This window comes from Aequorivita aurantiaca (assembly GCF_030410135.1).
Taxonomy (GTDB): domain Bacteria; phylum Bacteroidota; class Bacteroidia; order Flavobacteriales; family Flavobacteriaceae; genus Aequorivita; species Aequorivita aurantiaca.
Genome location: NZ_JAUGQQ010000003.1, coordinates 279323 through 292188 on the forward strand (window position 1 = coordinate 279323; position 12866 = coordinate 292188).

Consider the following 12866-nt stretch of genomic DNA (forward strand, 5'->3'; position numbering starts at 1 on the left):
ATTATTTTTCAAAAACTATAGACGCCAAGCACACTGGTCGCGCCCGCAACGAGTATGGTAATTAGCAACCACCACGCCGCTATGGCCGCAGTTTTTCGAGCATGTTCCGCTTGGATTACGGCTTTACGTTTAGTCATTTCATATGCTTGTCTTGCTTTGATTTCAATTTCCTCAACCTGCGATTTTACTTCCGCCACAGCAGCTTCATATTGGTCGGAAACCTTATTTATATTTTCTTGGCTCACCAGATTATTTCGAACTAAATATGTCTCAAAATCATTTCGGTTAAAATTAGCGATTGCATACTTAATATTCTCAAACGCCTCCGATGGATTGTTTATTAAGTGAACAAATTCATTCTTAAGAGCAGTGGCATCAAAGTTCTGCGTTGCATCCATATTTAGGAAACCTTTTATGCGCTCCTCCAATTTTTGGGTGAAATCCTCTAAATTCTTTTTGCTGAAGGTTTCCCGAAAATCAGTAATGGATTTTTCCACAGTATCGGCATATTCTTCAAGTTTGGCTTCCGGAATGTTCGTGTTTCTCTTCAAAACATTTAATAAATCTTCCCGCGAGACGGAAAAATTATTTACAAACGCCTCGGTTACCGTTTCTTCTCCCTTAAATATTTTATTGAGTTCGGATTGAATATTTTCAATATTTAAGTTTGAGGGAGTGGCTTGACCCACAAAATTTTTAAACCCTTCCAAAACCTTATCCAAATCCTCTTTTGAATAATTAGTATGTTCCGAAATGATGGTAGTTGCGCCGTCCTTGACGGAATTCTCCTGTTTCGCCTGCTCCTTAATTTCCTTGCCCAATTGAGCGAGGGCGGTCCAATTGTCATTTTTTTTATCGCTGTTTTCTTCAATCAATCGGGTGAGCACTTGCTGCACGGCCATCCATTTTGCCGAACTGTTCTGCGGCTTGTTGGCTTTTGCAATTTCTTTGATATCATTTTTAAGCGAATCATAATCGGGCATTTTTTTATCTACTTTATTAAGAAATTTTTCCAAAACATTGGAAATTTTTTCAGAATTGAAATTCGGCACCAATTCCTTTCTGAATTTCTCAATGGTATGGTCAATAGTTTCTTCAATTTTATCATTGGGGGATTTTGAAAATAGCTGTTGAATTGAGCTCGATGTATTTTTCAAGGCTCCCACTACTGTGGAAAATAATCCGCCAATAATGGTTTGTGCAAACTTTATTTCCAAATAAAATAGAATGAGGAAAAAGATAGCCCAAATAACCAAAGCTAGGGTTACATTGATTCCAAAAGTAGAAACAGTTGCTAAGTTCAAGGCCAACATTGTTCCGAACAATAGCGCCAAACTGGTGGTAATCATGGACCACACGCCAAAAGCGGTGGATATATTCTCTCCCATTCCCGGCCCATGATTGTTGTAATCTTGCGAGAATTCATATTCCTTTCTGAGCTTCTCACCAACATTATCTCCAGTATGGTTTGAAGCTTTTACAAATTTCTTCCGAAAATCGCCTATTGCGGAAATGCCCAAAGAAACGGAAAGGACCACGAAAATTATTTGAAAAATGAGCGCCAAGATCACGCCGGCAATTATTATCATGGCATAACGTGGGAAAATGAATAACCCATCACCATACTCCGACGGTTGTAAAAGGGTTGAAAATGCAAAGTTTTTTAGAAAAAATGTAGTCGTCTCCATAGTTTTTTATTTGAAAAATAGCTAGAAAGATTCGCCATTCTTAACTCAATAAAAATCATTTATACAGCAAAAAATAATTTTTTGCATAGGTTCATTTTTAGTGTAAGTCCATTTTATTCAGTCAATCATTTAATTGATTGCACTACTTACCGACACAATAGGTTTTTATTTTTGGATACCCCCGCCCCTAATCATAATTCATCTTACATACTAAATTATGGCTGCGCGATTTTATAAAATTCAAACTAACAATTCCTCTATTAATCCGAACACAATTTTAATTTTATATATGATAGTGGCAGTTATGGCGACACTTTTAACCACTGCTTCGGTTTATTTCTTTTCCTTTTATTAAGATATTATTGGGTTTTAATTGAGGCAAAACAATCATTTTCCGCGCACACTTTCGTAAATGAATTCGATTAAATTAGTAATAAAAAATTCTAATTTTTAAAAATGTAAACTATGAGAAAGTTAACTTCACTTTTAATGATTGCCTTTTTGGCAATCCTAACCTCTTGTGGCAGCGGAAGTACTGCTCCCGCTGCCACAACCAACAATACAGATGGAAGGGATGATACTACAGGAACTATTTATAATGCGAACGTGAACACAAATCGTGATTCGCGCACACCTGAAATAGACGAACCCTCAACCACTACGGTAAATAGAAATATCAATACCGTGCGGCAGCAGCAAATGCGCGAGATGTATTCGAATTTGAATATGACTGACGAGCAAATAAGGCGCTATGAAGATGCTTCAAATACTGCTAATGAAACTTGGATGAGAAACAATCCCGGAAATACGATGAACAATGATGATATGAGGATGCAGCGGGACCAAACTTTGAGACCGATATTAAATGACACGCAGTATAATCAATATCAACAGTGGTCCAAAGACAATCCAGACATACGGTTTTAATTATTTTAAGGTTAAACGATTAATTGCAAACACAGATTATCTTAATTTTTTTAATGGGTATTATTTTAATTAGCCAGATAGTTGTCTAAGAAGTAACATAATTTTTAAAGCAGGCGTCCAGAAGTTTTAGATATGAATATTTTCAACTTTATGGGAAAAGACTTTGAAAGTTACTTTTTGGACAACTTCTTTATAATAACTTTTGAGGAAATGCCAAATGAGAATTCAAATTTTATGAATCAGCCTCCTGAGAAAAGCATGTATCGATTATTGCTGGCAGTAGTGAAAATGGCGGAAAAAGCCGGAAATAAGAAAATAAAAACATTTGTCGAAAATCATTTAAAAGAAACCCGACATCACCAAAATATTCTTCATAAAATTTTGGAACCCAGGCAAATTTATCCCTTTAAAAAAAATTAGAAAGAGACTAAGTTTAACTCAACAATTTGGACATTAAATTATAATCAAATTTTAAAAACAAATTTCTACTTCAGAAAACATCTTAAATCTTCAATAATGGATAATGAATAATACCGATCATTGATAATTTAATTTCTGCTCCTTCTTGTGTTATAATCCATTAAGCACTGCTACTTCCTCTGGTAACTTCCGATAAAATAGTCAAAAAACATAAAAAGACCGTTCAAAAATATGAACGGTCCATAATAAGAAATCGGCTCTGGCTACTCCTCAATAGTTGCTGCCCATTTCCCAGTCTCTTATCTCGCTTAATACGTCTTCACGTCTTCGGTTGGTTCTCTTTGCAATACGATCTGTCATGGAGTCAAATTCTCCTTCGCGATAATCCACATCCTGTTCTGTTATAGATGGATACATTTTTCTGTAGGATGGAGCAATATCATTCCATTTGGTTTCCAAATCATTTTCAGCGTTTCTGTTTAGGTTCTGTAAATTATCGTTTTCCATATCCGTTATTTTATCGATTAAAGATGGCAGATAATTTCTGCCTGTATTTATGCAATAAATAAAAATATGTGCCTTATTGGATTTACAGCAAATTAATATAGTATAAGATTTGTATTTTTTGAATTAATAAGTTGAATTTTTCAGTTTTATATTGCATTCATTTAATATTAAAAAATCAGACTTTCGTCCGGTGATCACGCATCTATCAAATACCGCTACTCAATCAGAAATAGAAACTTATTTAGGTATTCCATTTTTATTTCAAAATATTTATAAGCCGCAAATAATAATTAATGGCCGTGAGGAAACCTCTGCCATTTTAGTTACTTCCGGTTTTCCTGATGCCGTTCAATTCGGAATTTGGGGTATTTTACCAAAAAATTATTCCCAAGCCTGGCAGCATTTTCAAAATTATGAAATTTCACTCTCCACGGACCTTGAAACTATACAGCCTGAACATTGGCTCTACGGAGCTCTAAAAGAACGGCGATGCTATATTATAGTTACTGGTTATTTCAATTATTTTTTAAAAAACAAAAATTTGCAACCCTGGTTTTCTTCTAAGGATTCGCAAAAGGCATTTTGTTTGGCAGGAGTTTATAATAAAACGGATGACGGTTTCATTACGTTTACCCTTCTTACCAAAAAATCAACCCATTTTCAAATTAAAACTAGTTTTACTCCCATCCTACCGATAATTCTTGCTAAAAAGGAGCGAGAATTATGGATTGGAAATCACATAGAACCAGATGCCCTTAGTATTTTTCTCGAAAATATCTCATCCCCAAATTTAAAACAGCATGCTGTAAATCCAGCCATAATGGGCAAAGGGAAAAAAACTTTGCAAATGCTGGAACCGTATACAAAGAAATAGCGTGCTACTTTAAATTTTTACGGTATTCTGTAGGCAATATCCCATAGCGTTCCGAAAAAATTCTGGAGAAATAGCTCCTGTTTTTATATCCTATACTATAAACCACTTCTGAAACTGAAAGCTCTGTGTTTTTCAACAGATCCCGGGCTTTGAGCAGCTTTAATTCTTTAATATATTCACTTACGCTTTGGGAAAAAAGCAATTTAAACCCCAATTGAAGTTTTGAGGGCACAAGGTCAACTTTTCTGGCAATCGCGTTAACTGATATACTTTCGCTTAAAGTAGCTTGAATAAAGTTTGTGGCATCGTGGATTTTCTCAATATCCTTTTGCGATATTGATTCGGGCAGCCAGATATTATTTATGAAATTCTCGTGCTCCAACAATTGTAGGCCCAAAATAATGTTCATATGGCCCTCAATTATTAAGCTTCTAACAATGCCGTCATGCGGTATGGCCTCCAATTGTTGGATTTGATCTGCTATTTTTAAATTGAAGTTGCCGAAATGGCTATAAATGGAAACGGGCTTTTTAGAGTTAAAGATGTCCTGCAAATCTGCCTGTAAATATTCAATATTATTGTTCTTTTTCTTGATATATTCTTCTGGATCAATACGTATTATATTGAGATGAACACTTTCCTTCGCAGGAAAAATAAAATCATTGTTAGAATTTTTGTGGTAATTGACAATTACGTTCTGATAGCTTTTAAGAGTATGAACTGTTTCTGAAGGCATAATGAAATCGACAGTTCCGCGGGTGAGGAAAATGAAATCTAGGGGCACTACATCTTCAAATGCAAAAGTTAATTTCAGATCTTCACGAAACGTCAGGTGAAAACGCATTAAATTCACGCCATAAGTAAATACCATATTACGTACTGTACCTGTTCCAAAACGGTTATTTATGGCAATGGATGTTTCTCCGTATTCATTTTGAACATCTACATCGAAAAATTCGGCTAGATGGTCAATCAACTCTTTACCGATCCCGTCCTCATAAACGATATTCGTCATTGGTGTTTCTTTCTTTAGATTACAAAGAAATTGGAATATTAACAATTGATTTAACGTTATTGAACTTTAGATTAACGAAAATTTGGAACAACCTTCACCGAGTGCTAAAGCCTTTATTTTGTTAAGATTAGAGTTACTTTTTTCCTAAAGAATTTCACTAAAAAAGGGCTTTGGACTAATTTAAATTACCAACATTGAAAGAAAAAAAAAACTTCCATCATAATGGAATAATATATTGTATCTTTTCGAAAATATTATTCGTGAAAAGTTTTGCCATAAATTCACTGCCGTTGAATGAGGTGCTTCATGATTTAAGTGAATGTCTTGGCACGAAGTGTATTAAAAATTGTAACGAATATTCAATTAAAATCCCCGCCGACTGGGGAAGTGGTTATATTCGAGGAACTATATTTAATGGAGGTATTGGACTTATTCAATATCAATGCAAATTTAAAAAAGAGCTTGAAATCCGTTTTGTAGTTAATAAAATACATCCCGTAAAATTCTTATACTGTCTGCGCGGAAAACTGGAACACCGCTTTGAAAATAGCCGGACCGTCAATTCCCTAACAAAATACCAGAATGCCATTGTGGCCAGCAAAGGAAAAAATGGGCATGTCTTGCGTTTTGCTGCAAATATTACCACAGATCTTTCCAGCCTTGAGATTACTCGGAAAGAATTTAAGCGGGAAATGTTCTGCTATTTACATAAATCGAGTGAATCCATAAAACATTTATTCAAGGACGAAACGGCAAAAAACTCCTTTTATTACGAGGGTTTGTATTCACTTCAAGTTTCCAATTATTTTGAGGAAATGAGTGCTTTTGGCCATAAAAATTTAATAAAACATTTGTTTATGCAAGCTAAGGCGCTTCAAATTCTTATTGGGCAACTAATTCAATATGAAGATGATCTTGCCGAAAAGGATGAAAGAAGGATCTTGCGAAATTCCGAGGTACGCTCCATTGATGAAGCGGTCAAAATTATAGAACTTGAATTGGAAAATCTCGAACCGGTACTTTCCCTGGCACATCGGGTTGGACTTAACCAAAACAAATTGCAGGACGGATTCCATATTCTATATTCGCTTTCGGTGAATGCCTACATCCAAAAAGAACGCCTGAAATTGGCCGTCTCTTTACTAAAAAACACGAATATAACTATGGTTGAAATAATGGAGCGTTTGGGGCTGAGCAGCCAAAGCTATTTTTCCAAAATTTTCCGAGATCGTTATGACATTACTCCCTCCCACTATAGGAAATTACACCGGGCAAAACCTGCCTAAATAAAAAGCCTCTTCTAAAGGGAAAAGGCTCTTCTGTCTCTCAAAAAATATATTAAGCTGTAACAGCTAACGAAATTTGTTGACGTTGATAATCCGTAGGGGTGCATTTATATTTTTTCTTAAAAATGCGCGAAAAATAGCTTCGGCTGCACAAACCCACTGTATAGACTATTTCAGAAATGTTTAGGTCTGAATTAACCAACAGTTCTTCTGCTTTCAGCAACCGCACCTCACGGATAAAGTTAGCAATGGTATGGCCGTGCATTTCCTTAAAACCTTCCTGCAATTTTGGGATACTAACGCCGCTTTTCCTTGAAAGCGACTTAATGGAATAATTCTGTTCAGGATGCAACCTTATTTCTTCGGTAATTCTTTGAAGTTCCACAATCTCCCATTCACGCAGGCACGAGCGGAATTTTTCCCTTCCACTTTTTGCTTCAATATATTGGTTCAGCAACATCCCAATAATTATATTAACGTAACCTAAGGAGATAAGATTTTCAGGAAAGGTTTTTTTGCATTCTAAAAGTTTATGCAAATAATCTGAGATTTTCAAATTCGGAAGACCTTTATACATAATATCCTTCTCAAAATAGATCTTACTATTTTCACCAACAAAACCTTTTACGTGACTTTCAAAATTTGAGGTGTCCATTATAAAGCAGCAAAATTTATAATTCCCATTTTTTTGTAAAATAATTTCCAGTGAAGCTTTCTTTTTGAAATATAAAAAGTTATGTAGCTCTCCCAGCGGGAACCTCTCGGTTTCGCTTTCGCTGAATTGCAATTTATCATTAAGGTTAAATATGAATAGGTATTTATTCGAAATTTCCACCGGAAAACGAAAGTTGCGGGATGCTGTCTGTTTAAATTCACATTGCAGAAATTTTATACCCTTCCCGAGGGTGAATAATTTATAAGAGTGTTCGTTCAATTTTTTTTCCGCACGTGTGGCGGATAATAAAAAATTGGGGGAGGCGAAGGCCTGCCGCGCCGAGGCGGAAAAAAGTTCATTCGTTTTCATAGGTCATTTTATCCACTTTTTGTAAGCTCCTCCTGCATTAGTTTTAGCACATATATTATGGCTGCCAACAATACTAATAGATGAACTGTAATTCCATGCTCAAAAAGCGTAAGAATCACAATCCATCCACCAATTATGGTAATCCATAGAATATTTAGAAACAGGGTGAGCATAAGTTCCAAAGTGATAGTTTTTTTGTTTGAAGTAAATTTAAACATCACTTGTAAGAGAACATTTACATATATGTCAATTTTCCTTATATAATTCGGAGATTATGCAATTTTTAATGTTAAAATATTTAAACGATAAAAAAAGAATCGAATTTTTATTACAAAAAAATATTTTCACTACATCCGAAGCACGAAATGTTGACGATCGGAGCCGGTAGAATAAACTCTCCAATTGATTACAATTAATTGTCTTAGCATGCTATCAAATTCCGATGCGGTTTTGGGGTATTTAAAAAAGATATTCGCCCCCTCAATGAAAATTTTCTTTATCACTTCTTCATCCTCAACACGACTGTAGGCAATGAGAATTAAATTGTTGTATGCTGTTTTGGCTCGAACTGCTTTCAGACACTCCATGCCCACGTTTACGGGATCGTCCATATCCAACATTACAATATGGTATTCTGAGGAATAGTTAATGGATAGATAATCCATTAGCTTCTCACAATCCTGAAGTCGGTGAAATTTAGTTTTTATGGGAATTCCGGACAAACCTTTTGCTATGGCCAAATGATGTTTTTGGTCCCCCGTTACCAACGTAAAATGTAATCCTGTTCGTTCCATTCATTCTAACCCATGATTTCCACTTCAACAATTTTTCTTTGGAAGCGTGCGGAAATTATTTTTTGAAATTCTTGAAAGGTAAGTCCTGTGGTTTGCTTAAACTGTCGTGACAAATGGGCAACACTGCAATAATTCAAGCGGAAGGCTATTTCGGTCAAGGTAAGATTTTCATCGATGGCCAATTTTTTTACCATTTCAATTTTCTGGAAAATAACGAAGCTTTCTATAGAACAATAAGTAGCTTTTTGAAAAAGATGAGAAAGATGCCTATAGGAATACTCCAAATGCCTACAAAGATAATCGCCGGTTTTTTCCGTGCTCTGCTCATGGATCATTTGAATGATCAACTTTTTTATCTCCATTACCACTTGTGCAGAATGGTCGCGGGTAATCTCAATATTGAAATTTGATAGATACTTGGATACTACATTCATTTGTTCATTGTTCAATGGGGAATCCAATTGAATTTCAAAGGCACTAATTTTGTGGAAGGGAATACCCACGGAGTTAATTAAATCTTTGATAAATAGCTCCATCGCAACGTGTGGATCATATTTTAAATGTAATTTCATTGGTTTTTTGCCTTGAAGTTAAGCAAATTTCCATATTATAAAATTTTTAGAATGATAATATTGAACTTAAAATTAACGATGCTATTAACTCAAATACATGAAAAATGAATGGTATTCCTATAATTTTGTATTTACAATGTCATAATCTGGCCTATAAGGGAAAATAGCAGCTAGTTATTTTTAGATTTCTTTACTATATTTTTAGAATTTAATGAGCAACATTTTAATTTTTTCGCAACACAAAATTTTACCCATCCCAGTTAAATTTAATCCCATAAACCATAAACTTATAAAAAATGAAAACCATAAAATTTGTTTTAGTTACAATAATGATCTTGGGATTTACAAGCTGTAATAACTCCAATCGCGACCGAACGGACAATGTGAACAATCGTGATATTAATCTTGAAGACACGGCTGATGACATGGATAGTATGGAAGCTGGTAATAACACCAATGCCTCCAATGCTTCCCAAAATAATGATCCAACGGCGATGTATAAACAATTAAATATGAGCCCCGAACAAATTCAACGATTTGAAAGTGAAAATCCAAATTTCAGGGATTCCATCGGAAATTCCCAATGGAGAAGCAATGCCACCATGGACAACAGTATGCGCAACATTTTGAGCACCGACCAATACCAACAATACGAAACCTGGAGGGACAACAGAACAGGGAACAATAACGCTGGATCAAATTCCACCAATAATAACACTAACACCCAAACAAATAATTACCAAAACGGAACAAATCAGAATAATAGAAATAATTAGTAAAACAATAGGAAGCTGTTCAATAACTGAAGGAATAAAGATAGAAAAACCCATAGCCGTTGTAACATATGCAATAGCTATTATCGTTGATTTTTGTTCAGAAAAGGAGACTATAAAAAGTCTCCTTTTTATATTTATTATTGAAAAGCCAACTATAGCATTACCAGGGCCCAGAAATTCCCAAGAATTAACCTCAAATTATTCCGTAGCGTTAAAATATAGAAAATTTAATCTTAATTAACTGTTAGCAAGCTATATCCGAATAAGATTGGAGGTTATATTTATATCAAATAAAAAAAATTTAAAAATAAAAGTTATGAGTGCACAAGAAAAAAACCAGCAAAGAGGCCAAGAGCGCCCGGGGGATAATCAACAAAATCCCAATCAGATGAATAACCCCCAAAACCAACGCCAAGAACAACAATGGCAAGAGCAGCAAAAAAACGATCCCAATAAACAACAGCAACAACGCGAATGGGAACAAAATCAGGGGCAACAGCAAAATCAAACCCAAAACCAGAATTCTAATATCGATCAGAACTGGAATGAACAAAATCCTGGGGAAAACCAACGAAATCAAGATCCGACCCGTAGAGGTGATAGATGGCAGGAAGAAGAATAACGAAATACGTTTAGGACTTGAAGAAAGAGGTTGTTCATTATTCGAACCACCTCTTTTTTATTTTATTGAACGTATCTTATTAATTATTTTCCACTGCACTTCAAAAAACAATCTACATCGATATAATGGCCAATAAAGCGCCGATAGAAATAAAAACCCAAAGCGAAACCCCTAAAATCATAGGTTGCCAACCGGCAGATTTAATTTTTTCAATGGAAAGTCCTGCTCCAATTAAAAATAAGGTGAGCACCAATAAAGATTTTGAAATAGTGGTAATACTTTCCGTTACAAAAAAAGGAATCGGCAAATAACTATTCAAAATTATGGCCAAAATAAATAAAAAGATAAAATATGGTATTTTCACGCTTTTACCTTTTCCTTTAAATAGAAAAACAGATAATAATGAAAGCGGAATGATCCAAAGTGCGCGAGCAAGTTTTACGGTTGTTGCCACTTTTAATGCTTCTTCGCCAAAAGTATAAGCCGCACCAACCACTGAACTTGTATCATGGATTGCGATGGCGCACCAAAGTCCAAATTGATGTTGATTAAGCCCCACAAAATGCCCAAGTGGAGGGAAAATTATTAAGGCTATGGAGTTCAATAAAAATATCACCCCCAGAGAAATGGAAATGTCCTTTTCGGAAGCATTGATTACCGGGGCAACGGCGGCAATAGCACTTCCTCCGCAAATGGCCGTTCCAGAACTTATTAAATGGCTGCTCCGGCGGTTCATTTTTAACAGTTTTCCGAAAAAATAGCCAAGGATTAAGGTAGCCGCAATGGAAAAAACAGTCAACAGAAAACCATCCTTTCCGGCTGCTAAAGTTTCTTTTAAGTTCATCCCAAAACCTAAACCTACCACTGCAATTTTGAGTAACCAGTTCACTGCTTTGCTGTTAAGTGTTAAAAATGGATGACCTAAAAAATACGAAAATAGAAATCCGCCAACCAAAGCCACCGGACTACTAACAAAGTCCAGGATGCACAAGACCATACAAATTATAAACAGTACCTTAACTAAAGTTTCGTTACGCCTGGCAATTCCTCTCATTTTCAATTTTCTGGTTTAGTGGTTGGCTCCTTTTGAAGGTCGCTATCGGGTTCTTTTTCTGTTCTTAAAACTACAGTACGATACGGAAACGGAATTTCAATTCCTTCACTCTCGAAACGCATTTTTATACTTTCCAGCAAATCACAGCGCATTTCAAAAGATTCGGAATAGTTTCGCGCCCACGCCCAAGCGCGGACTGTAACGGAGGAATCGTTCAAAGAAATAAGTGCCGTTTTCACTTTCGGCTTTCCTTCCAAAATGTCACTCGCCGAACGGTTATCGAAAATAAATGGATGGTTTTCGCATTCTTCCTGCATTATTTTTTTTGCTAAAGAAATATCGCTGGAATAGGAAATACCGATTTCAATTCTTTCGCAAATTTTCAATTCGCCCAAATCATAATTAATAAGTTTTTCCTTATTAATAATTGCATTGGGAATTACGATCATTTTATTTTCGAAATTTCGGATCACCGTGTGCCGAAGGGTAATGTCTACAACCGTCCCAACCATAGTGTCTGTAACTTTTATAACATCGCCAATTTTAAATGGTTTAAATGAAATGATAAACACCCCGCCCACCAAGTTGGACAATGCTTCCTGTGAAGCCACACCAGCTATTAGTGCGATAACACCGGCACCTCCCAGCGCTGTTTGCGCCACTCCTTTCAAAGACGGAAATGCCAAAAGCGCAAAAAGGACTCCCGTAGTATAAATACCGATAATAGAGATATATCTTAAGAATTTAAAACTAGTGGGGTCTTCCAGATTTGTTATTTTTCGCTTAATACTAACGCGAAACCAAAGATTTGTGGATGCGGCGCCAGCAATGGTTACCACGGCCACAGTTCCCAAATAAAGAATAAGTTTAAAGTTGTGACGCAACACTTCATACTTTTCTTCATTCACAAAAAGAAAGCTTAAAAGTATAAGCCCCAAAACCAGCCAAAGTGTATTTAGAATTCGCTTTACCCAGTTTACGGCTCTTGGCTGCACCTCAGGATATTTCCTTTTTTCGTGTCTTACCAACCAATTGTGCAGCAAATTGGTAAAAAACCGCAATACAAAAATGGCACTAATCACAATTAGTCCATAAATAATATCCGATTTGTAAATTAATAAAAGCTCTGACATAAATCAATAAATGTTAAACAGAATATGTTTGAAAAGCAAAAAATTTAGAATGCACCCAATTCGTTAGTTTTTTTTCACTCATCTATATTCCACATCACCTTTGTCAAAAGTAATCATTAGGTTGGACTGAATATAAAAACAGCCGTAAAGATAAAAGCAATTGCAGTTTGCAAT

At 35.5% G+C, this 12866-nt stretch carries 15 protein-coding genes; 6 read left to right on the top strand and 9 right to left on the bottom strand.

The window, feature by feature from the left end:
- Positions 1-8 precede the first annotated feature (8 nt).
- A complete protein-coding gene (locus tag QRD02_RS07090) occupies positions 9-1688 on the bottom strand; it encodes a hypothetical protein (RefSeq protein ID WP_290254235.1) in 1680 nt (559 codons plus the stop codon).
- A 465-nt stretch (positions 1689-2153) separates the two neighbouring features.
- On the opposite strand from QRD02_RS07090, the gene QRD02_RS07095 reads away from it, so the two are divergent.
- Positions 2154-2615, top strand: coding sequence for a hypothetical protein (locus tag QRD02_RS07095; protein WP_290254236.1), 462 nt, complete (start codon positions 2154-2156; stop codon positions 2613-2615).
- A gap of 150 nt (positions 2616-2765) precedes the next feature.
- On the top strand, positions 2766-3035 hold the full coding sequence (locus QRD02_RS07100) for a ferritin family protein (RefSeq protein WP_290254237.1): 270 nt from the start codon (positions 2766-2768) through the stop codon (positions 3033-3035).
- Between the two features lie 270 nt (positions 3036-3305).
- Here the strand turns inward: QRD02_RS07100 and QRD02_RS07105 are convergent, their stop codons facing one another.
- Complete coding sequence (locus QRD02_RS07105) at positions 3306-3542, bottom strand: hypothetical protein (protein WP_290254238.1); 237 nt, start codon at positions 3540-3542, stop codon at positions 3306-3308.
- Between the two features lie 190 nt (positions 3543-3732).
- Here QRD02_RS07105 and QRD02_RS07110 point away from each other — a divergent pair, with 190 nt between their 5' ends.
- Entirely contained in the window at positions 3733-4416 is a 684-nt protein-coding gene (locus tag QRD02_RS07110) for an SOS response-associated peptidase family protein (RefSeq protein ID WP_290254239.1), read from the top strand.
- A 4-nt stretch (positions 4417-4420) separates the two neighbouring features.
- Here the strand turns inward: QRD02_RS07110 and QRD02_RS07115 are convergent, their stop codons facing one another.
- Complete coding sequence (locus QRD02_RS07115; protein ID WP_290254240.1) at positions 4421-5431, bottom strand: helix-turn-helix domain-containing protein; 1011 nt, start codon at positions 5429-5431, stop codon at positions 4421-4423.
- A 260-nt stretch (positions 5432-5691) separates the two neighbouring features.
- Between QRD02_RS07115 and QRD02_RS07120 the strand changes: the two genes are divergently transcribed.
- Positions 5692-6717 carry a helix-turn-helix domain-containing protein gene (locus QRD02_RS07120; protein WP_290254241.1) on the top strand — a complete coding sequence of 342 codons (1026 nt, stop codon included), beginning with the start codon at positions 5692-5694 and terminating at the stop codon, positions 6715-6717.
- Between the two features lie 52 nt (positions 6718-6769).
- Here the strand turns inward: QRD02_RS07120 and QRD02_RS07125 are convergent, their stop codons facing one another.
- The 4 genes from QRD02_RS07125 to QRD02_RS07140 all read right to left on the bottom strand — a co-directional run bounded on the left by QRD02_RS07125 (position 6770) and on the right by QRD02_RS07140 (position 9107).
- On the bottom strand, positions 6770-7741 hold the full coding sequence (locus QRD02_RS07125) for a helix-turn-helix domain-containing protein (RefSeq protein WP_290254242.1): 972 nt from the start codon (positions 7739-7741) through the stop codon (positions 6770-6772).
- 8 nt (positions 7742-7749) lie between these two features.
- The gene (locus tag QRD02_RS07130) at positions 7750-7962 is read right to left on the bottom strand and encodes a hypothetical protein (RefSeq protein ID WP_290254243.1); all 213 of its coding nucleotides are present in this window, start codon (positions 7960-7962) and stop codon (positions 7750-7752) included.
- A gap of 126 nt (positions 7963-8088) precedes the next feature.
- The gene (locus tag QRD02_RS07135) at positions 8089-8535 is read right to left on the bottom strand and encodes a hypothetical protein (protein WP_290254244.1); all 447 of its coding nucleotides are present in this window, start codon (positions 8533-8535) and stop codon (positions 8089-8091) included.
- 5 nt (positions 8536-8540) lie between these two features.
- A complete protein-coding gene (locus tag QRD02_RS07140; RefSeq protein ID WP_290254245.1) occupies positions 8541-9107 on the bottom strand; it encodes a helix-turn-helix domain-containing protein in 567 nt (188 codons plus the stop codon).
- 296 nt (positions 9108-9403) lie between these two features.
- Here QRD02_RS07140 and QRD02_RS07145 point away from each other — a divergent pair, with 296 nt between their 5' ends.
- Both QRD02_RS07145 and QRD02_RS07150 read left to right on the top strand, forming a co-directional pair.
- Positions 9404-9883: a hypothetical protein gene (locus QRD02_RS07145; RefSeq protein WP_290254246.1), complete on the top strand. Its 480-nt coding sequence runs from the start codon at positions 9404-9406 to the stop codon at positions 9881-9883.
- A gap of 316 nt (positions 9884-10199) precedes the next feature.
- Complete coding sequence (locus QRD02_RS07150; RefSeq protein ID WP_290254247.1) at positions 10200-10505, top strand: hypothetical protein; 306 nt, start codon at positions 10200-10202, stop codon at positions 10503-10505.
- Positions 10506-10617: 112 nt separating this feature from the next.
- Here QRD02_RS07150 and QRD02_RS07155 read toward each other — a convergent pair whose 3' ends face one another.
- Together QRD02_RS07155 and QRD02_RS07160 are read right to left on the bottom strand one after the other, a co-directional pair.
- Positions 10618-11559: a YeiH family protein gene (locus QRD02_RS07155; RefSeq protein ID WP_290254248.1), complete on the bottom strand. Its 942-nt coding sequence runs from the start codon at positions 11557-11559 to the stop codon at positions 10618-10620.
- 2 nt (positions 11560-11561) lie between these two features.
- Positions 11562-12692, bottom strand: a complete 1131-nt coding sequence (locus QRD02_RS07160; protein WP_290254249.1) for a mechanosensitive ion channel family protein — start codon at positions 12690-12692, stop codon at positions 11562-11564.
- Between the last annotated feature and the right edge of the window lie 174 nt (positions 12693-12866).

What these genes read in the sequence shown, in the direction of transcription:
- QRD02_RS07090 (WP_290254235.1), bottom strand. Translation starts at nt 1,688, where the DNA reads ATGGAGACGACTACATTTTTTCTAAAAAACTTTGCATTTTCAACCCTT.
- QRD02_RS07095 (WP_290254236.1), top strand. Translation starts at nt 2,154, where the DNA reads ATGAGAAAGTTAACTTCACTTTTAATGATTGCCTTTTTGGCAATCCTA.
- QRD02_RS07100 (WP_290254237.1), top strand. Translation starts at nt 2,766, where the DNA reads ATGGGAAAAGACTTTGAAAGTTACTTTTTGGACAACTTCTTTATAATA.
- QRD02_RS07105 (WP_290254238.1), bottom strand. Translation starts at nt 3,542, where the DNA reads ATGGAAAACGATAATTTACAGAACCTAAACAGAAACGCTGAAAATGAT.
- QRD02_RS07115 (WP_290254240.1), bottom strand. Translation starts at nt 5,431, where the DNA reads ATGACGAATATCGTTTATGAGGACGGGATCGGTAAAGAGTTGATTGAC.
- QRD02_RS07125 (WP_290254242.1), bottom strand. Translation starts at nt 7,741, where the DNA reads ATGAAAACGAATGAACTTTTTTCCGCCTCGGCGCGGCAGGCCTTCGCC.
- QRD02_RS07135 (WP_290254244.1), bottom strand. Translation starts at nt 8,535, where the DNA reads ATGGAACGAACAGGATTACATTTTACGTTGGTAACGGGGGACCAAAAA.
- QRD02_RS07140 (WP_290254245.1), bottom strand. Translation starts at nt 9,107, where the DNA reads ATGAAATTACATTTAAAATATGATCCACACGTTGCGATGGAGCTATTT.
- QRD02_RS07145 (WP_290254246.1), top strand. Translation starts at nt 9,404, where the DNA reads ATGAAAACCATAAAATTTGTTTTAGTTACAATAATGATCTTGGGATTT.
- QRD02_RS07150 (WP_290254247.1), top strand. Translation starts at nt 10,200, where the DNA reads ATGAGTGCACAAGAAAAAAACCAGCAAAGAGGCCAAGAGCGCCCGGGG.
- QRD02_RS07155 (WP_290254248.1), bottom strand. Translation starts at nt 11,559, where the DNA reads ATGAGAGGAATTGCCAGGCGTAACGAAACTTTAGTTAAGGTACTGTTT.
- QRD02_RS07160 (WP_290254249.1), bottom strand. Translation starts at nt 12,692, where the DNA reads ATGTCAGAGCTTTTATTAATTTACAAATCGGATATTATTTATGGACTA.